The organism is Aquibium oceanicum, from assembly GCF_001889605.1.
In the GTDB taxonomy this organism is placed as follows: domain Bacteria; phylum Pseudomonadota; class Alphaproteobacteria; order Rhizobiales; family Rhizobiaceae; genus Aquibium; species Aquibium oceanicum.
Window position 1 is genome coordinate 1,491,775 of sequence record NZ_CP018171.1, and the last position, 21,575, is coordinate 1,513,349.

The following is a 21,575-nucleotide window of genomic DNA, read 5'->3' on the forward strand; positions in this document are numbered from 1 at the left end:
GGCCTGATGCACTTTTCCCGCCTCCGTCTCCTCGGTTTCAAATCCTTCGTCGAGCCCGCCGACTTCATGATTGAAGGCGGGCTGACCGGCGTGGTCGGCCCCAATGGCTGCGGCAAGTCCAATCTTGTCGAGGCCCTGCGCTGGGTCATGGGCGAGAATTCTTACAAGAACATGCGCGCGTCCGGCATGGACGACGTCATTTTCTCCGGCTCGGGCACACGGCCGGCACGCAACACGGCCGAGGTCACGCTCTTTCTCGACAATGCCGAGCGCAAGGCGCCACCCGCCTGGAACGACGCCGACGAGTTGCAGGTTTCGCGCCGCATCGAGCGCGAGGCTGGCTCCGTGTACCGCATCAACGGCAAGGAAGCACGTGCCAAGGACGTACAGTTGCTCTTCGCCGACCAGTCGACCGGCGCGCGTTCGCCTTCGATGGTCGGGCAGGGCCGCATTGGCGAACTGATCCAGGCCAAGCCCCAGGCGCGCCGGGCGCTGCTCGAAGAGGCGGCCGGTATCTCCGGTCTCCACTCGCGCCGGCACGAGGCGGAGCTTCGCCTGCGAGCAGCGGAGCAAAACCTCGAACGGCTCGATGACGTCACCCGCGAACTCGAGGCCCAGATCGAAAGCCTGAAGCGCCAGGCGCGGCAGGCCTCCCGCTTCAAGAATCTGTCGTCCGAAATCCGCCAGGCCGAGGCGATCCTGCTCCACCTGCGCTGGTCGCAGGCCAAAGCGCAGGAAGCCGAGGCGCAGTCGGCGCTCTCGGCCGCGACTTCGCTCGTCGGCGAACGTGCGCAGGCGCAGATGAACACCGCCAAGGATCAGGCCGTCGGCGCCATGAAACTGCCCGAACTGCGCGATGCCGAGGCTGCCGCGGCCGCCGCGCTCCAGCGCTTGACCATCGCCCGTACCCAGATCGAGGAGGAGGCCGAGCGCCTGCGCGCCCGCACCGCCGAGCTCGACAAGCGCATTGCCCAGCTTGACGCCGACATGGCGCGCGAGGAGCGCATGGTGCGCGACAATGCCGAGACGCTGGCGCGGCTTAGCGAGGAAGAGGCGGTCCTGAAGAGCGAGCAGGCCGGCTCCACCGATCGCGAGGCCTCCGCGCGTCTCGCGCTGGAGGAGGCGACGCAGCGCCTCGCCGCCAGCGAAGCCGCGCTTGCGAAGGTCACGGCGGAACGCGCCGAGGCCAATGCCGCGCGCACCCAGTTCGAGCGCGCCGTGCGCGAGCATTCCGAGCGCAGGACGCGCCTCGACCGACAGCTTGGCGAGGCCAGGGCCGAAATGGAGACGATCGCCGCGCGGCTTTCCGCGCTGCCGGACCCGGCCGAGAAGAAGCGCCTCGTCGAACAGGCAGAAGTGGCAGTCACGGAAGCCGAGGCGGCTGCGGTCGCCTCCGAACGGCGGGTGAGCGAGGCGCGCTCGAAGGAAGGATCGCTGCGGCCGCTGGTGCAGGAAACGCGGGCCGCGTTGCAGCGCATCGAGACCGAGGCGCGCACGCTGGCAAAGATCCTGAATGCCGGCTCCTCCGATCTCTTCCCGGCGGTGCTGGAGCAGATAAAGGTGGATCGCGGATACGAGACCGCGATGGGTGCCGCCCTCGGCGAGGACCTCGACGCACCGCTCGACCGGGCGGCGCCCGCGCATTGGGGGGGGATCGACGTCACTGACGGTGACCCGCGACTTCCCGAGGGCGTTTCGCCGCTGGCCGACAAGGTGCGCGCGCCGGGCCAGCTCGCCCGTCGCCTGGCGCAGATCGGCATCGTCGACAAGGACGACGGTTCTCGTCTCCAGGCGATGCTCGCGCCCGGCCAGCGCCTCGTCAGCCGCGAGGGTGCCGTCTGGCGCTGGGACGGGTTCGTCGCCGGTGCCGACGCGCCGACCGCCGCCGCGCAGCGGCTGGCGCAGAAGAACCGGCTGGCCGAGCTCGACCAGGAGGCATCAGCGGCCGGCGCCAAGGTGCGGGAGGCGGAAGCCGTGCTCGCCGAAGCGGAAGCCGCCGTACGTTCGCTGGTCGACGCCGAGAAGGCGGCGAGAGAGGCCTGGCGTGCCGGCCAGCGCGCGCTCGGCGCGGCCCGCGACGAACTCGCCAAGGCGGAGCGTTCCGCCGGGGAGCTCGCGACCCGCCGGGCCGCCTTGCAGGAAGCACTGGCGCGCATCGAGGAAAGCCGCAACGAAGAGTCGCGACTGCTCGGAGAGGCGGAGGCGGCGCTGTCTGGTGCGCCCGATCCTCGCGACCTCCAGTCCGCCTTCGAGCGACAGACCGCAATCGTGGCGCAGGATCGCAGCGCGGTTGCCGAAGCGCGGGCGGCCAACGATGGGCTGAAGCGCGAGGCCGAGGCCCGTGAGCGCCGACTGGAAACGATCGCAAAGGACCGCGCCACCTGGATATCGCGCGCGGAGAATGCCGACCGCCAGATCGCCGCGCTCGGCGAGCGCCGCACCGAGGCGGCGGCCGAGCGCGAGGCCATGGCCGACGCTCCGGACGACCTCGACCAGCGCCGCCGCGCCCTCATGTCACAGCTATCGGAAACCGAACGCAAGCGCCGCGAGGCCGCCGACCGGCTGGCGGAAGCCGAGACGCGGCAAGCCGCGCTCGACAAGGCCGCCAACGCGGCGATCCAGGGGCTGGCCGAATCGCGCGAGGCGCGCGCCCGCGCCGAAGAACGCCTTACCGCAGCCGACGAACGCAGCCGGGACGCCGAGGCGCGTATCCAGGAGGCTCTGGGCGTCCAGCCGCACCTGGTGATCCGCCAGACCGGCCTCGCCCCCGGTGATCCGCTCCCCGACATGGTAGAGGTCGAGCGCAAGGTCGATCGGCTCAAGATCGAGCGCGAGCGGCTCGGTGCCGTCAACCTGCGGGCGGAGGATGAGCAGCGGGAACTGTCCGACCGCCTGGAACTGATCGTCTCGGAGCGCGAGGACATCGTAGAAGCGATCAAGAAGCTGCGCCAGGCGATCCAGAGCTTGAACAAGGAGGGCCGCGACCGGCTGCTCGCCGCCTTCGACCAGGTCAACGCCCAATTCCAGCGGCTGTTCACCCACCTTTTCGGCGGCGGCACGGCGGAACTCCAGCTGATCGAATCGGAGGATCCGCTGGAAGCCGGTTTGGAGATTGTCGCCCGCCCGCCCGGCAAGAAGCCGCAGACCATGACGTTGCTTTCGGGTGGCGAGCAGGCGCTGACGGCGATGGCGCTGATCTTCGCCGTCTTCCTCACCAATCCCGCGCCGATCTGCGTGCTCGACGAGGTCGACGCCCCGCTCGACGACCACAATGTCGAGCGCTTCTGCAACCTGATGGACGAAATGGCGCGCACCACCCAGACGCGCTTCGTCATCATCACCCACAATCCCATCACCATGGCGCGCATGAACCGCCTCTTCGGCGTCACCATGGCCGAGCAGGGCGTCAGCCAGCTGGTCTCGGTCGACCTCCAGACCGCCGAACGAATCCGTGAAGCGGGATGACTGGCGGGAGACGGCCAGACATTCTCCGACGCGCTCCTGACGCGCGGTCGAATCAACTTGATTGAAGCCATGGTCTTGCGCACGGCCGCATGGCTCGCATCGAGGAAATACCATGGCGACACAGACGAACCCAAGCGCGGAGCACGCCGCGGCACTTTCCTCGGCCCTGCAGGAACTGCACCGGGCGCTGATTCGTGCAGAGATCGGCGACGATCCCACGCTCGACAATCCCTACACGATGCTGTTCGCGCTGATCGGCGACCCGCGATTCGCCTGGATGAAGCCCCTGTCGGAGCTGATCGCCGGCATCGACCAGAGTGTAGTCGACGGGGATGTCGACGAACCCGGCCGGCTGACGACGATCCGCGACGAGGCTGCCGGTTTTCTGGGCGAAGGCCCCAACCCGCCGGCCGGCTTCAGGCTCCGCTACCTGATGGCGGTGCAGAAGGAACCTGCGGTGGGGCTGGCGGCGGGCCGTTTGCGCAAGACGATCGCCGCGATGCCCGGAAAGTCCGGTTGAAAGGTCCGGATCGCATACCCGTCAGATGTGGCGCGGAGGTGGGCCTCCGGCACCATTCTTCGACTCTCGAACCTTATCCGCACTTCCGCCTGGCGATCGAGCGGTCCATCGCCGCGACCTCGCCGATCGCCTTACCGCGTTCCTTGTCGCTGGCGCTGCGATAGTCCGGCACGATCATGCCGACCCCGGGCTCCAGATACTTCGGCCTCTCGCCGGGGACGAGCGCTGGCCCGCTCGCGGTGATCGCGTAGCGCGCAGCGAGCGAATTTCGTTGCGCGATGAGGTCCGGACAGGCGATGGAGTCGTAATGCATCGACGAGACGATCTCGTCGTCCAGCGCCGACGACATGCATCCGCACAGGGCAAACAGCGGCACGGCGAGGACCAGCGCGAACTTCATGGGCTTCTCCGACGGGCGACCAAAGCGGCGGCGTTTCGAAGACTATCCAGTAAATTCCGCCGAAAGAACGACCAATTTCGCGCTACCGCGCCTTCGTGGACCGGCAGATCCCGTCTAGAGGTCGCCCCCGGCCAGCCACCGCCGTCCGCGTTCGTACAGCTTTTCGACCTCCGTACCGGTAAGACCCGGCATGTCGCGCTTGACCTCGTAGCCGATGCCGGTCTGGAGGTAAGCCAGATGGCGATAGCCTTCCGGAAACCGGGCCAGAAGCTCGGGGTCGAGCTTCGGGGCCTTGGTCGGGTCGATCGGGTCGAGCCGGTCCTTCTCGTAGATCGGCTGGCGCAGCACCACGCCCCAGCGGCCGTCGCGCTTTTCCAGGAAATCGTAGAAGCGGCCGGTGCACACCACGTCGCACTCCACGCCTTCCACCGCCGCACGCTGGCTGATCGTCATCTTGGTCTGGGCGATCGCGCGTACCCCGGAGAGGTCGATCGAGGTGCCGCCGAGAAAGTGCAGGATACGCACGCCGTTCTCGAAGCCCTTGCGGCTAACGGCGATGAACTGGTCGGCCGTGCCCTGGAACCAGGTCGCCATCATGCGTCCGTCGTCGTGCCACACGCCGCGGAAGCGCTCCCAGTCGCCGGCGTCGCGCCAAACCGCCCAGTTCTCCACCAGATCCCGGATGGCGAGGCGGTCGATCAGGACGTCGTTCATCGGGCGGTCTCGCGATTTCGATCGTTGGTGACGCCCCTTCTAGGTACCCGGCGCTACCGCGTAAAGGCGGCGGAGCCGCGCGCCTATTCGCCCGATTGGAGAAAATCCTCCCGATGCAGCATCACCATCCGGTCGAGCGCCGCGGCGTCCAACGCATGCGCGAGGCGGTAGATTGTGAGCGTCTTTTCGGGCGACGGCACGCCGCCGTCCCTCAGCGCCGCGAAGAGTCCGTCCATGGCCTCGTGCTGTGTCGTCTCGCCGTAGCTCTCGACCAGGATCGCCCCTTCGCGCGGAAAGTCCGGCGCTGCGCCGCCGATCGAAAACGGCACCTCCGGGACGCCGGCATCCCGTTCGATCACGTGCGCGGCGATGAACGGTGTCCGCGACAACAGCTTCGCCAGCGCGCCGTGCAGCCGGTCTCCCCGGAGATCGACCGTGTCGTCCACTACCACCGTGGCGAGCGCCCCGCCGAGGCCGCCGCCATGCGAGCCGATACGCCGGCCGCAAAGCCGCATGAAGCCGCGGAAATTCGGCCGCATGCTCCGCGACCAGTCCGTCGGATTGTCGAGGAGCTTCCGGTAGGGCGCGCTCTCCAGCACCCCGGTGTCCGCTAGGTCATAGAGCGTCAGATAGTCTGGAAGCGGACCCCCGACGCGGCCGTAGCGCCGCGCCCCGATCATCCCCGGCACCGAGATTCGCTCGGGCACGTGTTCGCGGCTGTGCCAGGCGTCGTATTCGCGCCGCACCGCGGGGTCGACGCCGTTCCATAGCGCCAGCATTGCCTTGCCTGAAAGATCGATCGTCCGGCTCCCTTGTCCTGTGTGGACCGTCGAATTGCGCATGCTGTGCCATTAGCGGTCGCAAAAGCGTTTGATCAAGCTTTCCCCGCCCCCTAGTGTTCCGGTCCCCGTTCCGCGCGCCACACAGCTCAGGCGTTGGCGCCGGCCGGACGAGGAAACAGCGAAAGCGCAAACCGTACCCGTTGCCGGTATCAGCGCAGGACGATCGACGAAAGGGAGGAAGACCATGCTGAATCTTACGAGAAGGCGCTTCGGCGCCTGGGCCGCCGCCACGATGCTCTTTGTGGGCGGCACCTTCGCCGCGGACACGAGCCTTGCCGCGAACGTCGCGCCGCTCGATCCGCCGCAGACCGTGAAGGTCGCCTACGTGCCGATCATGAAGTTCGCCACGGCCTACGTGGCCAAGCAGCGCGGCATCTTCGACAAATACGGGCTCGACGTCGAGTTCGAGCGGGTGAAATCCGGCACGGAGGCCATCGCCTTCCTCGACCAGGGCAATGTCGATGTGGGCGGCATCGCGATCGTCTCCTCGCTCTGGTCGGCCTGGGACCGGGGCCTCGACATCCGCATCATCGCGCCCGGCGCGCTCGACCCGATGGAGAACGGCCCGACCAAGCTCCTGGTGCGCAAGGACCTGGCCGACTCGGGCGCCATCGGATCGATCGCCGACCTCAAGGGCAAGCGCATCGGGGCTGCGGGCGGTCCGGGCAGCGGCGGCGAGTTCTTCGTCAGCAAGGCGCTCGAACAGGCCGACCTCACCATCCGCGACGTCGAACTCATGAACATCGGCAATGCCGACATGCCGGCTGCGCTGGAGGCGAAGTCGGTTGACGCGGCGCTGCTCAGCTCGCCCTTCTCCGACCAGGCGATTTCGTCGGGCACCGCCGAGGTGCTGGCGCAGGACTTTACCCCGGGCCTGATGACCGTCGCCTTCGTGGCGTCCGGAAAATTCATCAAGGAGCGGCCGGAAGCCGCCGAACGCTTCGTGCTGGCGCTCGCCGAGGCGGCACGGATGATGCAGGGCGACGATTATCTCGCGTCTGAGAACATCGAGGCCTATCTCGCCAACACCGCATCCACCGAGGAGGCGATCCGCCAGGGCAACCCCGTGATATACGATCCCAACGTCGCCATCCCCGTCGAGGGCCTGGCCGACGTCGAGCGCGTGCATCGCGAGAACGGCCGTACCGAGTACGAGGAGCCGCTCGACCTGTCGAAGGCGGTCGACGAGACCTTCACCAGGAAGGCTATCGAGACGCTCGGCAGGATGTGATGCCGATGACGTTTCCGATGCGGGCGGAGTCCTTCCGCCCGCGTCGGCTCATCCGGAACCCCGCATGACCGACCATGACCGCGACGGCCGCGCCGGCGCCGCCAAGATTTCGGCGCGCAACGTGACCAAGACCTATCCGACGCTCGACGGCTCCATCGTGGCGCTCGAGGATTTCAGCCTCGAGGTCGCGGACGGCGAGTTCGTCTGCATCGTCGGCCCCTCCGGCTGCGGCAAATCCACCTTCCTGCGTATGCTGGCCGGGCTGGAGGAGATCTCATCCGGAACGATCGAGATCCGCCCCGGCGCCGAACCCGGAAAACCGCTCAACAGCGTCGTTTTCCAGGAGTACGCGATCTTCCCGTGGAAAAGCGTCATCGACAACGTTGCCTTCGGGCTCCAGATGCGCGGCATCGGCCGGAAGGAACGCAATGAGACGGCGCGCTACTGGCTGGACCGTGTCGGCCTCGGCAAATTCGCCGACTACTACCCGCACCAGATTTCGGGCGGCATGAAGCAGCGCGTTTCGATCATCCGGGCGCTCGCCAACGACCCCGAAGTCCTCCTGATGGACGAACCGCTCGGCGCGCTCGACGCGCAGACGCGAGTGGTCCTGCAGGAGGAACTGCTGCGCATCTGGGAAGAGACCCGCAAGACGGTCGTCTACATTACCCATAGCCTCGACGAGGCGGTGCTGCTCGGCGACCGGGTCATCCTGATGAGCGCCCAGCCGGGGCGCCGGCTGGCGACCTTCGACATCGACCTTGCCCGCCCGCGCAGCATCGACGCCATGAACACGCCGCGCTTCGCCGAGTATCGGGCCGGCATCTGGGAGCGGCTGTCGAGCGAGGTCACCCGCGCCATGGAGCTGCAGCAATGAGCGACGTCGCCGTCAAGCCCGTTCCCGTTTCGGCCGAACCCGCCGCTCGCGCCGCCAAGCATACCGCCGATCGCCGCGCGATCCTCGTTCTCGCCGCCGGCATCGTGGCGCTCAATGCCGTGCTGGCGCTCGCAGGCCTCTGGGTTCCGTTCGCCTGGTTCGCCATCGTTGCGAGCTTCGTGCTCCTGGTGATGATCTGCGAGCGCCTCGGTCGCATGGTGCCTCTGCGGAGACGCGCGGCCTACGAGCGCGCGCTTGCCTTCGGCTTCCCTGCGCTGGTGCTCCTGCTTTGGCAGTTCTCGGCGCAGACGGGCCTCATCAATCCCACCTGGTTCCCGCCGCCGACCCGCATCCTCGCCGGCCTCTGGGACATGACGGTGCGCTACGATAAGTTCTCCCAGACCAGCCTGATCGGCCGGCCATGGCTGATTCCCGAATATTTCGGCCGCGACGGCCTCGCCGGCGTGTGGACCCTCCTGTCGGAAAGCCATGTGCTGGCAACGATCAGCCGTGTCCTGATCGGCTTCGTGCTCGGCTCCATCCCCGGCATCCTGCTCGGCGTGGTGATGGGCGTGAACCAGACCGTGCGCCTGATGCTCGACACCACGCTCTCGGCCATCTACGTGCTGCCAAAAATAGCCATCTTCCCTATAGTCATGCTCATCTTCGCCGATCCCTTCGGCGAAGGGCCGAAGATCCTTGTCGTGGCGCTGGCCGTCTTCATCCTCATGACCATCAACACCATGGCCGGCGTGCGAGGCATCGACCGGGTCTACCTTATGGCCGGCCGCAACTACGGCGCCAATGGCTGGCAGATGATGCGCCATGTCATCCTGCCCGGTGCCATGCCGGTCATCTTCGCGGGCCTCCGGATCGCGCTCGGCACGGCCATGATCGTCATCATCTCGGTCGAGTTCCTGCGTGCCAGGCAAGGCGTCGGCTACATCACCTTCTATTACTGGGAAGTGCTGAACCCGGAGAAGATGTATGCCGGCCTGCTGGTCGTCATGATGCTCGGCGTGCTTCTCACCTATCTCTTGCAATGGCTGCAGCGGAGGCTGATGCCATGGCAGCGTTGATGCCGCAGCTTCCCGCCGTCGTCTCGAAGGATCGCTCATGAAGGTCGCGCTCGTCACCGGAGGCGCAGGCGCGGTCGGCGCCGCCACCGCGCGGATGCTGGCCGAAGACGGCTTCGCCGTCGCCATCGCCGATCTCGACGGCGAGGCCGCGACGTCCGTCTGTGCGGAGATTTCTCGCGACCAGGGCGTCGAGACGCTCGCTATCCCCGCCGATCTGTCCGATCCGGCCTTCGCCGCGCCGCTGGTGGAAAAGTTCGCCAAACGTTTCGGCCGGCTCGACTGCCTCGTCAACAATGCCGGCCGCTCCGGTGCGCCGCGAATCGGCGAGGTCGATCTCGACGTCTGGAACGCGGTGCTGGCGCTCAACCTCACCGCCCCCATGCTGCTCGTCCAGGCGGCACTGCCCTTGATGCGCGCCGCCGGCGGCGGCAGCATCGTCAACGTCGCCTCGCGCGTCTACCTGAGCGGCACCGGCATCGGATACGCGTCGAGCAAGACGGGGCTCATCGGGCTCACCCGCACGCTGGCGGTCCAGCTCGGTCGGGACAACATCCGCGTCAACGCCGTGGCGCCGAGCTATCTCAAGACGCCGTTCAACATCGGCAGCGCTGAAAAGCTCGAAGCGACCGCCGACGCATTTCGCGCGGTCACGCCGCTGGGGCGGCTAGGCACGCCTCGGGACGTGGCCGGCGCCATCGCGTTCCTGGCATCCGACCGCGCCTCCTTCGTCACCGGCGACGTCATCCACGTCTGCGGCGGCTCACAGCTCGCTCCCACCCCGCAAGGCTGACGCGGTCCGGCCCGTTCCGCTCAGGCGGCTTCGCCCAGCGGGATCAGCCAGTGGTGGCGCAGGCTGTCGAGCGTCTCGGCGATGTCGCCCGCCTCGATCGAGACGAGGTCGGTGTGTCCGAAGCCCTTCGAATAATCGAGGATCGAGATCATCGTCGGCCTGACCCGCATGACCTTGACCGCACCCGGCTCAACCGGCTCCACCGAGGCGATCTGCGGAAAGCGTTCGGTCATCAGCGTCCAGACCTGTTCCAGTTCGCCGGGCGCGGTGACCTCCTCGGCGATCGCCGCGATCGACAGGCCCCGGATCTTCATCCAGTCGTCGTAGGGCGCCGTCATGGTGACTGAGATGCGCGGCTCGCGCGCGATGTTCTTCGCCTTCTGGGAATCGGCGCCGCAGCCGAAATAGATCAGCAGGCCGTCATGCGCGAAGGACACGACGGTCGCCTGCGGTGCGCCGTCCGGCCGCACCGTCGCGACACTCATGTCGACGCACGATGAAAGGATGTCGAGGGCAGTCCGCTGCAGGTCATGTTTCATGGCAATCTCCATAAAGGTTGCCGGAAACGGTGCGCCCGATCGCCAGGCGCCCGATGTGGTTCTCGCGGAGCCCTGCTCCGCGACGTTCTCCGGAGCCTTCATTCTGGCTGTAGACGGCACTTCCACCTTGACGAAGATCAATGGATCGCGGCTGGCGCATGACGAAAAAAGCGGCCGGACGCGAAGGTCCGGCCGCAAGGGGGCCTCAGGGTGTTGCCCGAGACGCCGCGCCGCTCGGGAGGATGCGACGCAACTCAGTTGGACAGGAGCCGGTTCACCGAACTTGCATCGAGCAGCCGGCGGGTGACGCCGCCGAAAGCCCATTCGCGCAGCCGGCTGTGGCCATAGCCGCCCGACACGATCAGGTCGGCGCCGATTTCGAAGGCCGTCGTCGACAGCGTATCGCCAAACTCCTCGTCGGCCGGAAGCAGACACTCCGAGCGAGCCGCCACGCCGTGCTTCTTCAGGAAGCGCACGACGTCGGCCAGGCTTTCCTTCGAGCGGGCCCGTTCGTTCTCGTCGACGGTGGCGATCAGCACGTCCCCGGCGCGCGCCAGGAACGGCATGGCGTCCGCGACCGCCCGGCGCGCCTCGCGCGTATCTTTCCAGGCCACCAGCACGCGTTCGGCCTTGAGGAGCTGCTCGGCCCCCGAGGCGACGAGCACCGGGCGCCCCGCCGCCAGGATCAGCGCCCCAAGATCGACGGTATGGGCGGTGTCGCGCGCACCCTTCTTCGGGATGCCGGTCACCAGAAGGTCCGCTGCCCGCCCATGCTCCGCGAAGAGCCGCGTCGGATCGCCGACCATGCAGCGGAACGACGCGCTCGCGCCGCCGCCCGCGACGCGTTCGAAGGCCTTCTCGATCTCGCCCAGCCTCGTCTCGATCTCCTCGCCCTCGCGCCGGATCAGTTCGGCACTGACGATCGCACCGTCCATCGGCGCGATCGACGCGTGCGGCTCGGCCGCGCAAAATCCCACCAGATCCGCCTCGAAGCGCGTCGCGACGTCGAGTGCGAACCGTGTGCGCGGTTCCGGCGCTTCGTCGAGACCGAGCTGGACCATCACGGTGCGGTAGTTCATGGCGGCAATCTCCTGCGGAATTTGATCCATCCGACCATGGCAGGGAGACGGCGGCATTGATGCGCATCAAACCGGGGTGTGCCCAGATCCGGCAGGGAGGTGGCCGAGGGTGTCGAACCCTTCGTCGTAAGACCCGGCTGTCGCCGTCTGTCCGCGCGCCGCGCTAGGCGTCGACGGACGTTGCCGGACGTGGCGCGTCCGGCTCCAGGCTTTCGCGCGTCGCGACGAAGATGTCCCATACCGCGATGAACATCGCGGCGATCATCGGCCCGATAACGAACCCGTTGAGGCCGAACACGGATATGCCGCCGAGGGTGGAGATCAGCACGACGTAGTCGGGGATACGCGTCGACTTGCCCACCAGGTAGGGCCTGAGCAGGTTGTCCACGAGCCCGATCACCAGCATGCCGAAGGCGATCAGAATGAGGCCCTTAAGGACCGATCCCGAGACCAGCAGGTAGATCGCCACCGGCGCCCACACGAGCCCCGAGCCCACCAGCGGTAAAAGCGCGAGGAACGCCATCAGCACCCCCCAGAGCACCGGCGCGTGGATGCCGAGCAGCCAGAAGATCAGCCCGCCAAGTGCGCCTTGCGCTGCCGCGACCAGCAGCGAACCCCGGACCGTCGCGCGTACCACCACGGCAAATTTTTCGAGCAGCGCGTCGCGCTGGCGCGGTCGCAGCGGTATCGCGCGCTTGATGCGACGGGTCAGCCCCGCGCCGTCCCTGAGCAGGAAGAACAGGAGATAGAGCATGACCCCGATGCCGACGAAGAATTCCAGCGTGCTCTGCCCCACGATGAGCGCTCGCGACACGAGCACCTGCAGGAACTGCGTGAACGTCTCGGACAGCCGGTCGCGGATGGCGTCTAGGCTGGTCAGGTCGAGCGCGGCGAGCGGCTCCTTCATCCAGGCCGGGATGCCGTCGAAGACGCTCTTGAGGATCTGCCCAAGATCGACCTGACCGGACTGGATGTTTTCGTAAAGTGTCGTGGCCTCGAGCACCAGCGAAGAGGCGATCAGCATCAACGGCACGATGACCAGGAGCACGGTCAGCACCACGGTGACGATCGCGGCAAGCCCGGCCCGGCCGCCCATTGCCCGCGTCAGCCGACGCTGAACCGGCAGGAAGAGGATCGCCGCGATCACCCCCCACAGCACGGCGCCGAAATAGGGCCACACGATGATACCGAACGCGATGGAGGTGAGCAGCAGAAGCCAGAGGAACGCCTGGTCCTCGATCGTGCGCATCGTGGGTATCCGTATGCCTGAGCCGGTCGTGCATCAGTACAGGCAGCAGCGGCGAAGACACAATCGGTTTCGAGAAGGAGATCGTCATGCCGGCGGCGCGACAGGCGGGAGAACAGATGCCGGACGGGCAGCGAACGCATCGGTAGATCGCGAGCGCTCTCGGGCAGGCTCCGCCTGACCGACTGGGCGACGCAATGAAATGCGCTGGCTGGGGCGCCTGGATTCGAACCAGGGAATGGCGGTACCAAAAACCGCTGCCTTACCACTTGGCTACGCCCCAATCGCGGTGCCGCGGGCAGACCGGTCTTATATGGAGATGGCCGTGCGAGCGCAATATGCCGTCGCCCGGTTCGAACGGTTCGCGGCGGCTCATGTTCCTCGAACTAGGTACCGAACGGCATCGCGGATACGCGCGATGTTTCCGTGCGTTTTTTAGCCCGTACAGCATTTGCGATGGATATTGCGCGTGCAACGCAATATCACGCATCCGGCACTGACGATGGAGGAGCCGGCATGGCGAAGTGGGTCTATGGGTTCGGTGGCGGCAAGGCCGACGGTGGCGCCGGGGACAAGAACCTGCTCGGCGGCAAGGGGGCCAATCTCGCCGAGATGAGCGGGCTCGGCCTGCCCGTCCCCCCCGGCTTCACCATCACCACCGAGGTCTGCACCCACTACCAGGCCAGCGGCCATTCCTACCCCGACGAACTCGACGACCAGGTCGACGCCGCCCTCGACCGCATCGGCGAACTGACCGGCAAGCGCTTCGGCGACCCCGACCGCCTCCTCCTCGTCTCCGTCCGCTCCGGCGCTAGGGCTTCTATGCCTGGCATGATGGACACAGTTCTGAATCTTGGCCTGAACGACGAGACGGTGGAGGCGTTGGGGCGGGATGCGGGGGACCGGCGGTTTGCTTATGACAGCTACCGCCGCTTCATCCAGATGTATTCCAACGTCGTGCTGGGGCTCGAGCACGAGATGTTCGAGGAGATTCTCGAAGAGGAGAAGGCGCGGCGCGGGGCGGAGTACGACACCGAGCTGACGGCGCAGGACTGGGCCCGCGTCACCGAACTCTACAAGGCGAAGGTCTTCGAGGAGATGGAAAAGCCCTTCCCGCAGGACCCGCGCGAGCAGCTGTGGGGCGCCATCGGCGCCGTGTTCTCCTCATGGATGAACCCCCGCGCCATCACATACCGCCGCCTGCACGACATCCCCCAGAGCTGGGGCACGGCCGTCAACGTCCAGGCGATGGTGTTCGGCAACATGGGCGACACCTCGGCCACCGGCGTCGCCTTCACGCGCAACCCCTCGACCGGCGAGAAGAAGCTCTACGGCGAGTTCCTGGTCAACGCGCAGGGCGAGGACGTGGTGGCCGGCATCCGCACGCCGCAGAACATCACCGAGGAGGCGCGCATCGGCGCCGGCTCCGACAAGCCCTCGCTCGAAAAGCTGATGCCGGAGGCCTTTCGCGACTTCGTCACCATCGCCGACCGACTCGAGGGCCACTACCGCGACATGCAGGACCTCGAATTCACCATCGAGCGCGGGCGGCTGTGGATGCTCCAGACCCGCTCGGGCAAGCGCACGGCCAAGGCCGCGCTCAGGATCGCCGTCGACATGGCGGGCGAGGGGCTGATCGGCCAGGAGGAGGCCGTCTCGCGCATCGAGCCCGGCTCGCTCGACCAGCTTCTCCACCCCACCATCGACCCGAAGGCCGAGCGTGACGTCATCGCCATCGGACTGCCCGCCTCTCCGGGGGCCGCCACCGGCGAGATCGTGTTCTCCTCCGACGAGGCCGAGGAGCTGAAGGCCGCCGGCCGCCGCGTCATCCTGGTGCGCATCGAGACCAGCCCGGAAGACATCCACGGCATGCACGCCGCCGAGGGCATTTTGACCACGCGCGGCGGCATGACCAGCCACGCCGCCGTGGTGGCGCGCGGCATGGGCAAGCCCTGCGTGTCGGGCGCCGGCCAGCTGCGCGTCGACTACCGCAACCAGACGCTGACGGCCATGGGCCGCACCTTCAAGAGGGGCGACGTCATCACCATCGACGGCGCCAACGGCCAGGTGCTGGCCGGCCAGGTCGCCATGCTCCAGCCCGAGCTTTCGGGCGATTTCGCCGCCATCATGGAATGGGCCGACAAGATCCGCCGCATGAAGGTGCGCACCAATGCCGAGACGCCGGTCGACGCCCGCACCGCGCGCTCCTTCGGCGCGGAGGGCATCGGGCTCTGCCGCACCGAGCACATGTTCTTCGAGGACGACCGCATCAACGTGATGCGCGAGATGATCCTCGCCGACACCGAAAGCGGCCGGCGTTCCGCGCTGGCAAAACTCCTGCCCATGCAGCGCTCGGACTTTTCCGAGCTGTTCGAGATCATGGCCGGCCTGCCGGTGACCATCCGCCTGCTCGACCCGCCGCTGCACGAGTTTCTGCCCAAGTCCGGCAAGGAGATCTCGGAGGTCGCGGCGGCCATCGGCGTGTCGCCCGAAAAGCTGCGCCAGCGTACCGAGGCCCTGCACGAGGCCAACCCCATGCTCGGCCACCGCGGCTGCCGGCTCGCCGTCTCCTATCCCGAAATCGCCGAGATGCAGGCGCGCGCCATCTTCGAGGCGGCGATCGAGGCCGGCCGCAAGACCGGCGCGCCGGTGGAGCCCGAGATCATGGTGCCGCTGGTCGGCATCGTGAAGGAGCTCGACTTCGTCAAGGCACGCATCGACGCCGTGGCGAAGGCGGTGATGGAGGAGACGGGCGAGACCATCGCCTATCTCGTCGGCACCATGATTGAGCTGCCGCGCGCCGCCATCCGCGCGCACGAGATCGCGCAGGCCGCCGAGTTCTTCTCCTTCGGCACCAACGACCTGACGCAGACCACCTTCGGCATCAGCCGGGACGACGCCGCCGCGTTCATGGAAACCTACCGCCAGAAGGGCATCGTCGAGGCCGATCCCTTCGTCACCCTCGATGTCGAAGGCGTGGGCGAACTGGTCCGCATGGCCGCCGAGAAAGGCCGCACCACGCGGCCCGCCATAAAGCTCGGCATCTGCGGCGAACACGGCGGCGACCCGGCGTCCATCCGCTTCTGCGAGGAAGTTGGGCTGGACTATGTGTCGTGCTCGCCGTTCAGGGTGCCGATCGCGCGGCTGGCGGCGGCGCAGGCGGCTGTGGGAAAGTAGGGAGTGCGTTGTGCGTAGGGAGTAGGGAGTCGGGAAGCCGCCACCCCTTTCCTCCCTCCCAACGGGGGAGAGGTGGCTCGCGAAGCGAGACGGTGATGGTTTCTTTCCACGGCGATGAGCCATGCCGCTCCGCCGGCATCTCGCTCAGCCTCTCCGCTCCCACAAGTAAGCCGCTCACGCGCCAGCCTTCTGGCTGATGCGTCGTGGCAGTGCGGGGAACGTCAGAGCGATATGTGAGAATGTCGTCAACGGGGCCGATTCCGGATGGTCCGCTGTCGCAACAGTTCAGCGTGGAAGCGGACGTCCGCGGTCACAGTGCAACAGGAGGCGCGGCTAAGCCGATTGCGGAGGGAGTCCGCAAACAAATCCGGTGCATCGGCTGAAGGGAGATTATACAGGTCCAGCGGTGCTAGGTTTCGGCAATTCGCCCTACAGCATGTCCCTTCAAGTCGGAAATTTCCCGTTCGGCTAGCTTCAGAAAGTCAGTGACGGAGCAGCTTCCACTAAAATTCGCTCCAGTAAATGAATGAGGAAATTAACTCTCCATAAAGGTTCGGATCCTCTTCTCCACTCAAATCCACGACAACCGCATCAACGGAGATCGCGCCTGGCTTACATTTATGCTCCTGCAAGTTTATGACTCCAAAATCTTCCATTCCGGGACAGAGCTCGCTATCTCCGCCCATCAGCATGAACGAAAAATTCCTATACATACCCGGACGACCAAAATAACAACTAGGCGTCCATCTGTAATTATACCTCGCGTCCCCCTCCGAGGTTTCGCCTCCGCAGCTACCTGACAGAAGCGCGAAATCTATATCGCTAAGAACATTATAATCCCGATCACCGATTGACATATGCAAAAAAGGTATCCGGGCATTTTCTGGTTTTTCGAAGGAATACAATCCTACATTTTTTACTTTCTTCATATCCTGATCGTATATAATATAAAAATTCAAAGAGACGCCTTGATACTCCTCCATTGCAGCGAATTCGTTCCGCGCAACGCGAGAAGGATTTCCAAACATTTCAACAACTGCCGCCCTAGGTGTATACTCGGTATACCCCTGCATGAATTTAAACTGCTCTTTGCACTCAAAAAAGCAACTTTCTTGCGTGTTGCCGTCCACGGGCGCTGACAGACACAGCGCAAGAGCTACCGCAAAAGGAGCACTTAATCCGGTTGGGTGACGCACCAACGAGCGTAGTACCTTCAGAGGACCGCGCTCACTCTCGACTCTCTCCCGATACTGTATTACTTCTGATTTCATTGGGTCCTACCAACCGAAGGTGTCTCGGATGCGAAGCGTGAACACGATCCTACTATTACTGTTTTCCGCATTCTTGTCGACACCGTGTCTTGCTCAACACGGTACATTCAGCGGCGAACTTGTGGTGGTCCTGGAGGGACCTCGCAATGCACGTCTGCTGACTGACTTTTCCTATACGGATCCGAACGGCGAGAGATGGACAGCTCCTAAGAATGCAATAGTTGACGGCGCGTCTATACCACGTGTTTTTTGGTCCGCTGGCAGTCCATGGGTAGGCCCCTATCGACAAGCATCTGTTATACACGATTATTATTGTGTAACTAAAGTTCGCCCATGGAAGGAGGTGCATCGAATGTTCTATAATGCCGCCCTTGCCGGCGGTACATCTGCTTCGCAGTGACCTGCCACTGAGTTTTTCCTCCACCTGGAGTTAGAGTCCGGCTCTCGATCAAAGGACGGACAGATGAAGCGAAAGCGATTTACGGAAGAGCAGATCATCGGGGTTCTACGCGAGCACGAGGCGGGTGCGAAGGCAGGTGACCTGGCCCGCAAGCACGGGGTCTCTGAGGCGACGCTGTATAACTGGAAGGCGAAGTATGGCGGCATGGACGTGTCCGACGCCAAGCGCCTGAGGGCTTTGGAAGACGAGAACGGGAGGCTGAAGAACCTGCTCGCCGAGCAGATGCTGGAAGCCTCGGCCCTTCGCGAGCTCCTGTCAAAAAAATGGTAGGGCCCGCCGCCAAGCGCGAAGCCGTCGCGCATCTGCAGGCCGTCATGGGTCTGTCGGAGCGTCGGGCCTGTTCCATCGTCGGTGCCGATCGCACGATGATCCGCTACCAGTCGTGCCGGGCGCCGGAGACCGAACTGCGCGGCCGGCTGCGCGATCTCGCCAACGAGCGCCGGCGTTTCGGCTATCGGCGCCTGTTCATCCTGCTGCGGCGCGAGGGCGAGCCATCAGGGATCAACCGCATCTATCGGCTCTACCGCGAGGAGGGGCTGACAGTGCGCAAGCGCCGGGCGCGGCGACGCGCGGTGGGCACGCGGGCGCCGATCCTGGTCGAGGCGAGGCCGAACGCGCGTTGGTCGCTGGACTTCGTGCACGACCAGTTTGCCTGCGGGCGGCGGTTCCGCGTGCTCAACATCGTCGACGACGTGACCCGCGAATGCCTGGGCGCCATCCCCGACACGTCGATCTCCGGTCGTCGGGTGGCCCGTGAGCTGACCGATCTGATCAGCCGTCGCGGCAAGCCGGACATGATCGTTTCCGACCACGGCACGGAGTTCACCTCGAACGCGATCCTCGCCTGGTCGAAGGATCATCGCGTCGAATGGCACTACATCGCGCCGGGCAAGCCCATGCAAAACGGTTACGTCGAATCCTTCAACGGCCGGATGCGCGACGAACTCCTGAACGAGAGCCTGTTCTTCGGCCTCGACCACGCCCGCAACGCCATCGCCGAGTGGCGGCAGGACTTCAACTCTGCGAGACCTCATTCCTCGCTCGGATACCAGACCCCGGCGGCCTTCGCCGGAACTCTCGCCGCAACCGCCTCCGACGCTTCGCTCGATAAGGGCTTCGCGTCTCCACCGGTTGCTCGAACCGCGCCCTACGGCGTAACAGAAACGGCCAAGGCTCTAACCGCCGCTGGATGAAAGTTCAGTGGCAGGTCAGCAGGCGAAATTAATGTACGCTGCGATAGTCTATTTCGGCCCGAAATGGAAGTTTGAAGACGGTCTGGACGGTTCTGTATTATTCGAATGGCGCAACCCCTACAATGAGGACTCGTACGAAACGCTGAAGAAGTGGGTTGCGGAAACAAATCCTTCTCTAGCCGAAATAGACAGTCTTGGTGATTAAATCATGTCCATTGACCTTTCTCGCCGTACATTGATAAAATCAATTCCGCTTTTTGTTAGCCCTATCATATGCTTGGGCAATAGACCTCATGCTTTTGCGAGCTCCGGTTGCGACGACGCTCAGAACGGACAAGCCTGCGGAGCTTTAAATGACCTACAAGGATGCGATGCCTCAGCCGACGTTTTATCAAGGTTTACGTCTTACGTGGATAGGCCGTCTGTAGTGAAGGTACCTTGGAGCAAGCGGGAAATAATTGAGGAATCAGGTCGACCTGCGTTCGACGATTCACTTTATATGAACGTCCTAAACCCGCTAAGTGAGCTTTTTAATGTAAAACCCGGCTTCGGATACTATGATGAAGAGGATGCTGATGGCCAGCCCAACGCGCTCGCGTCGCGGCATACCCAAGTGCCCGGGACTGAGGGTACCGTCCTTGTAGGGCTTTTGCTCCTTGAGAAAATGCTTGCGCGTCCAGACGGAGACTATGCACTCATGGCTATCTGCGCCCATGAGTACGGTCACATATTACAGTATAAGATGCCATGGGAAGCGGGGTACTTTGACCGTTTTCCATGTTACAATTCTGAGTTGCATGCAGATTTTTTAGCGGGTTTTTTTCTTTCTTCATATCGAGTACGCTTTTCGACATCAGACTTTGAGGGTATCGGACAGGCTTGGCTTAGTTGGAGCACGAACTCCTGTAGCCACGGTGACCCTTCGCAACGCTTGACGGCTATCGAGGCTGGATATGGTTTTGGACGGAGGCGCTCGGGGAGAACTTATCGGGATGCTGCGCTAGCCGGACTTGATCATATCAGCCAGTACAGACGTGCGTGATATTCGCTCGCATCGGAAAAACTAAAGCATGGGTGAACGAGAGTCTCGACTGGCCTGCCCGCTGGAAAGTTCTCTAGACGGTCTGGCCAAGGTTTCCGTTTCGGGTCTGCGCCTTTGCCGGGTTCAGGGATCTCTCTGCAGTCGATCGGTCTCGGTAGCTTTTCACCGCCGATGCCGAGGAAATCGATAAGTGCCAGCCGAGCATAGACGAGCCGATCGCCGCAATTGATGGGCTACACCCTTGAATGTCTGCTCACCATCCTGGTGGATGCAGACCGTTCTTTCGCTCGCCCGAGAAGGTCGGTTCATAGTGCAACCATGCCGATCCGGAGCTTCCGGGAATGTCAGCTTACAGGCGGCGACCACTCTGGGCAGAACGGCGAGTTTGGGGGCGCGCTCAGCTGAAACAGTAATTCTATCCACGTCCCTACGGTCCTCCCGTATCCTTCAAGCAGTGTCGGACACATGCGGCCCCCGGTGGCGGTGGCCATTGTCTGGCCGGTGAGACGACCGGCCGGCTTTTCTTTTCCGGCACGTTCCCTGAAACGCTATCGAGGAGACTGAGATGCCGGATGCTTTGCCGGACGAACGCTGGGCGGGAATTCGGGCGCTGTGCGAGGGTCAGCCGCCGACGCATGAGCGCGTCGCGATGGCCTGTGGGGTCGGGCCGAAGTCGATCGCCAAGCGCGCGGGACAGGAGGGCTGGAAGACGCTCGACTTCCGCTTCAAGCGCGTGCGCGGCGCCTGGAACCAGGCGATGGAGCTTGCCGCGCGGGCGGGCGCCGGCGAGGAACTCGACCGCGAGATGGAGCCTATCCCCGACGAGCCCTTCGAGATGGCCCCGGCCGAGGTGTTCGATCCGGACGAGGAGGACGACCCCGAGGGCCGCATCGAACGCATCGGCGCCATGCTCTCCTTCCGCGCCGAGGCGATGCTGAAGAGCGCGGTGGCCGGGCGGCCGCTGGAGGCCCGGCAGGTCGCGGCGCTCTCGGCCATGGTCCAGCTCTCCGACCGGCTGGCGGCGATCGCGCGCGAGCACGCGCAGAAGCGTCAGGTGCGTAGCGACGAGGAACTCGCCGAGGCTTTCCGGCTCATCGACGAGCGCATCATCTACATGGCGCGCTGCGAGGCGCGGCGGCTTTTGACCGACGTGTTCGGGATCGCGCAGGCGGAGGTGGACGCGAAAGTGCCGGACCCGGACGCGGAACCGGAGCCGGAGGGGCGATAGGGCGGGCGCGGGAAGGCGCCTCCGCCGGCGCGCCGTGTCAGGTCGTCTCGATTGTCACGCGGTCGGGATAGAAGGCCGCGTGGTCGCGGATCGCCGCCATCTCGTCATAGGGGTTCTCGTAGGCCCACATGGCGTCCTCGCCGCGGTCGCCGGCCGGGCGCACGCGCCAGTAGGTGGCGTCGCCCTTCCAGGGGCAGTGGCTGGTCCTGAGCGTCTTTTCGAGCTGCAGGAAGTCGACGTCGGCGAAGGGGACGTAGAGCACCGGCGGGTAGGGCGCCTCGGTCAGCACCTGGGCATGGTCCGAGCGGGCGATGGTGACGCCGCCGGCCGTGACGGTGACCGTGCCGGGATGCGGCTCGACGGTGATGACCTTGCCGGGGTTCTTCGCGAAGCCGGGGGAGGGGTTTGCCATGGGGAGTTCC

At 65.1% G+C, this 21,575-nt stretch carries 19 protein-coding genes and 1 tRNA gene; 11 read left to right on the forward strand and 9 right to left on the reverse strand.

Features of this window, described 5'->3' with window-relative positions; genetic code table 11:
- The first annotated feature begins 6 nt into the window (after positions 1 to 6).
- Entirely contained in the window at positions 7 to 3,465 is a 3,459-nt protein-coding gene (locus BSQ44_RS07490) for a chromosome segregation SMC family protein (protein ID WP_072602661.1), read from the forward strand.
- Between the two features lie 112 nt (positions 3,466 to 3,577).
- Positions 3,578 to 3,985: a hypothetical protein gene (locus BSQ44_RS07495; protein ID WP_072602663.1), complete on the forward strand. Its 408-nt coding sequence runs from the start codon at positions 3,578 to 3,580 to the stop codon at positions 3,983 to 3,985.
- A gap of 73 nt (positions 3,986 to 4,058) precedes the next feature.
- Here the strand turns inward: BSQ44_RS07495 and BSQ44_RS07500 are convergent, their stop codons facing one another.
- The 3 genes from BSQ44_RS07500 to BSQ44_RS07510 all read right to left on the reverse strand — a co-directional run bounded on the left by BSQ44_RS07500 (position 4,059) and on the right by BSQ44_RS07510 (position 5,941).
- Positions 4,059 to 4,385 carry a hypothetical protein gene (locus BSQ44_RS07500; RefSeq protein WP_072602665.1) on the reverse strand — a complete coding sequence of 109 codons (327 nt, stop codon included), beginning with the start codon at positions 4,383 to 4,385 and terminating at the stop codon, positions 4,059 to 4,061.
- Between the two features lie 114 nt (positions 4,386 to 4,499).
- Entirely contained in the window at positions 4,500 to 5,099 is a 600-nt protein-coding gene (locus BSQ44_RS07505; RefSeq protein WP_072602667.1) for a nuclear transport factor 2 family protein, read from the reverse strand.
- Between the two features lie 83 nt (positions 5,100 to 5,182).
- On the reverse strand, positions 5,183 to 5,941 hold the full coding sequence (locus BSQ44_RS07510) for a hypothetical protein (protein ID WP_157894540.1): 759 nt from the start codon (positions 5,939 to 5,941) through the stop codon (positions 5,183 to 5,185).
- 184 nt (positions 5,942 to 6,125) lie between these two features.
- On the opposite strand from BSQ44_RS07510, the gene BSQ44_RS07515 reads away from it, so the two are divergent.
- The 4 genes from BSQ44_RS07515 (at position 6,126) to BSQ44_RS07530 (ending at position 9,918) form a co-directional block, all read left to right on the forward strand.
- Positions 6,126 to 7,172: an ABC transporter substrate-binding protein gene (locus BSQ44_RS07515; RefSeq protein ID WP_072602672.1), complete on the forward strand. Its 1,047-nt coding sequence runs from the start codon at positions 6,126 to 6,128 to the stop codon at positions 7,170 to 7,172.
- A 64-nt stretch (positions 7,173 to 7,236) separates the two neighbouring features.
- Positions 7,237 to 8,049 carry an ABC transporter ATP-binding protein gene (locus tag BSQ44_RS07520; RefSeq protein WP_072602674.1) on the forward strand — a complete coding sequence of 271 codons (813 nt, stop codon included), beginning with the start codon at positions 7,237 to 7,239 and terminating at the stop codon, positions 8,047 to 8,049.
- Positions 8,046 to 9,128: an ABC transporter permease gene (locus BSQ44_RS07525; RefSeq protein WP_072602676.1), complete on the forward strand. Its 1,083-nt coding sequence runs from the start codon at positions 8,046 to 8,048 to the stop codon at positions 9,126 to 9,128. The genes BSQ44_RS07520 and BSQ44_RS07525 overlap by 4 nt, the downstream gene beginning before the upstream one ends.
- A 37-nt stretch (positions 9,129 to 9,165) precedes the next feature.
- Positions 9,166 to 9,918 carry an SDR family NAD(P)-dependent oxidoreductase gene (locus tag BSQ44_RS07530; RefSeq protein ID WP_072602678.1) on the forward strand — a complete coding sequence of 251 codons (753 nt, stop codon included), beginning with the start codon at positions 9,166 to 9,168 and terminating at the stop codon, positions 9,916 to 9,918.
- A gap of 20 nt (positions 9,919 to 9,938) precedes the next feature.
- On the opposite strand, the gene BSQ44_RS07535 is transcribed toward BSQ44_RS07530, so the two are convergent.
- From BSQ44_RS07535 to BSQ44_RS07550, 4 genes are all read right to left on the reverse strand, one after another.
- Entirely contained in the window at positions 9,939 to 10,457 is a 519-nt protein-coding gene (locus tag BSQ44_RS07535; protein WP_083534970.1) for a pyridoxamine 5'-phosphate oxidase family protein, read from the reverse strand.
- Positions 10,458 to 10,711: 254 nt separating this feature from the next.
- A complete protein-coding gene (locus BSQ44_RS07540) occupies positions 10,712 to 11,536 on the reverse strand; it encodes a universal stress protein (protein ID WP_072602681.1) in 825 nt (274 codons plus the stop codon).
- Between the two features lie 163 nt (positions 11,537 to 11,699).
- Positions 11,700 to 12,785, reverse strand: a complete 1,086-nt coding sequence (locus BSQ44_RS07545) for an AI-2E family transporter (protein ID WP_072602683.1) — start codon at positions 12,783 to 12,785, stop codon at positions 11,700 to 11,702.
- Between the two features lie 205 nt (positions 12,786 to 12,990).
- A tRNA-Gln gene (locus tag BSQ44_RS07550) sits at positions 12,991 to 13,065 on the reverse strand.
- Positions 13,066 to 13,298: 233 nt separating this feature from the next.
- Here BSQ44_RS07550 and ppdK point away from each other — a divergent pair.
- Positions 13,299 to 15,959 (forward strand): pyruvate, phosphate dikinase, encoded by a 2,661-nt coding sequence (gene ppdK / locus BSQ44_RS07555; protein ID WP_072602685.1) that lies wholly within the window; start codon positions 13,299 to 13,301, stop codon positions 15,957 to 15,959.
- A gap of 503 nt (positions 15,960 to 16,462) precedes the next feature.
- On the opposite strand, the gene BSQ44_RS26820 is transcribed toward ppdK, so the two are convergent.
- A complete protein-coding gene (locus tag BSQ44_RS26820; protein ID WP_157894541.1) occupies positions 16,463 to 17,230 on the reverse strand; it encodes a hypothetical protein in 768 nt (255 codons plus the stop codon).
- A gap of 28 nt (positions 17,231 to 17,258) precedes the next feature.
- On the opposite strand from BSQ44_RS26820, the gene BSQ44_RS07560 reads away from it, so the two are divergent.
- From BSQ44_RS07560 to BSQ44_RS07580, 4 genes are all read left to right on the forward strand, one after another.
- Positions 17,259 to 17,630, forward strand: a complete 372-nt coding sequence (locus BSQ44_RS07560) for a DUF1353 domain-containing protein (protein ID WP_072602687.1) — start codon at positions 17,259 to 17,261, stop codon at positions 17,628 to 17,630.
- A gap of 63 nt (positions 17,631 to 17,693) precedes the next feature.
- Positions 17,694 to 18,883 (forward strand): IS3 family transposase gene (locus BSQ44_RS07570; protein ID WP_114579923.1). Its coding sequence is split into 2 segments (ribosomal slippage): positions 17,694 to 17,946 and positions 17,946 to 18,883, totalling 1,191 coding nucleotides; the frame shifts between segments, so codons are not numbered across the junction.
- A 7-nt stretch (positions 18,884 to 18,890) separates the two neighbouring features.
- Positions 18,891 to 19,088 carry a hypothetical protein gene (locus BSQ44_RS26825; RefSeq protein WP_157894542.1) on the forward strand — a complete coding sequence of 66 codons (198 nt, stop codon included), beginning with the start codon at positions 18,891 to 18,893 and terminating at the stop codon, positions 19,086 to 19,088.
- Between the two features lie 1,402 nt (positions 19,089 to 20,490).
- Complete coding sequence (locus BSQ44_RS07580) at positions 20,491 to 21,153, forward strand: hypothetical protein (protein WP_072602692.1); 663 nt, start codon at positions 20,491 to 20,493, stop codon at positions 21,151 to 21,153.
- Positions 21,154 to 21,190: 37 nt separating this feature from the next.
- On the opposite strand, the gene BSQ44_RS07585 is transcribed toward BSQ44_RS07580, so the two are convergent.
- Entirely contained in the window at positions 21,191 to 21,565 is a 375-nt protein-coding gene (locus BSQ44_RS07585) for a DUF427 domain-containing protein (RefSeq protein ID WP_072602694.1), read from the reverse strand.
- Positions 21,566 to 21,575 lie beyond the last annotated feature (10 nt).

Coding starts and splice junctions, on each gene's coding strand:
- BSQ44_RS07490 (WP_072602661.1), top strand. CDS start 7: ATGCACTTTTCCCGCCTCCGTCTCCTCGGTTTCAAATCCTTCGTCGAG.
- BSQ44_RS07495 (WP_072602663.1), top strand. CDS start 3,578: ATGGCGACACAGACGAACCCAAGCGCGGAGCACGCCGCGGCACTTTCC.
- BSQ44_RS07500 (WP_072602665.1), bottom strand. CDS start 4,385: ATGAAGTTCGCGCTGGTCCTCGCCGTGCCGCTGTTTGCCCTGTGCGGA.
- BSQ44_RS07505 (WP_072602667.1), bottom strand. CDS start 5,099: ATGAACGACGTCCTGATCGACCGCCTCGCCATCCGGGATCTGGTGGAG.
- BSQ44_RS07510 (WP_157894540.1), bottom strand. CDS start 5,941: ATGCGCAATTCGACGGTCCACACAGGACAAGGGAGCCGGACGATCGAT.
- BSQ44_RS07515 (WP_072602672.1), top strand. CDS start 6,126: ATGCTGAATCTTACGAGAAGGCGCTTCGGCGCCTGGGCCGCCGCCACG.
- BSQ44_RS07520 (WP_072602674.1), top strand. CDS start 7,237: ATGACCGACCATGACCGCGACGGCCGCGCCGGCGCCGCCAAGATTTCG.
- BSQ44_RS07525 (WP_072602676.1), top strand. CDS start 8,046: ATGAGCGACGTCGCCGTCAAGCCCGTTCCCGTTTCGGCCGAACCCGCC.
- BSQ44_RS07530 (WP_072602678.1), top strand. CDS start 9,166: ATGAAGGTCGCGCTCGTCACCGGAGGCGCAGGCGCGGTCGGCGCCGCC.
- BSQ44_RS07535 (WP_083534970.1), bottom strand. CDS start 10,457: ATGAAACATGACCTGCAGCGGACTGCCCTCGACATCCTTTCATCGTGC.
- BSQ44_RS07540 (WP_072602681.1), bottom strand. CDS start 11,536: ATGAACTACCGCACCGTGATGGTCCAGCTCGGTCTCGACGAAGCGCCG.
- BSQ44_RS07545 (WP_072602683.1), bottom strand. CDS start 12,785: ATGCGCACGATCGAGGACCAGGCGTTCCTCTGGCTTCTGCTGCTCACC.
- ppdK (WP_072602685.1), top strand. CDS start 13,299: ATGGCGAAGTGGGTCTATGGGTTCGGTGGCGGCAAGGCCGACGGTGGC.
- BSQ44_RS26820 (WP_157894541.1), bottom strand. CDS start 17,230: ATGAAATCAGAAGTAATACAGTATCGGGAGAGAGTCGAGAGTGAGCGC.
- BSQ44_RS07560 (WP_072602687.1), top strand. CDS start 17,259: ATGCGAAGCGTGAACACGATCCTACTATTACTGTTTTCCGCATTCTTG.
- BSQ44_RS07580 (WP_072602692.1), top strand. CDS start 20,491: ATGCCGGATGCTTTGCCGGACGAACGCTGGGCGGGAATTCGGGCGCTG.
- BSQ44_RS07585 (WP_072602694.1), bottom strand. CDS start 21,565: ATGGCAAACCCCTCCCCCGGCTTCGCGAAGAACCCCGGCAAGGTCATC.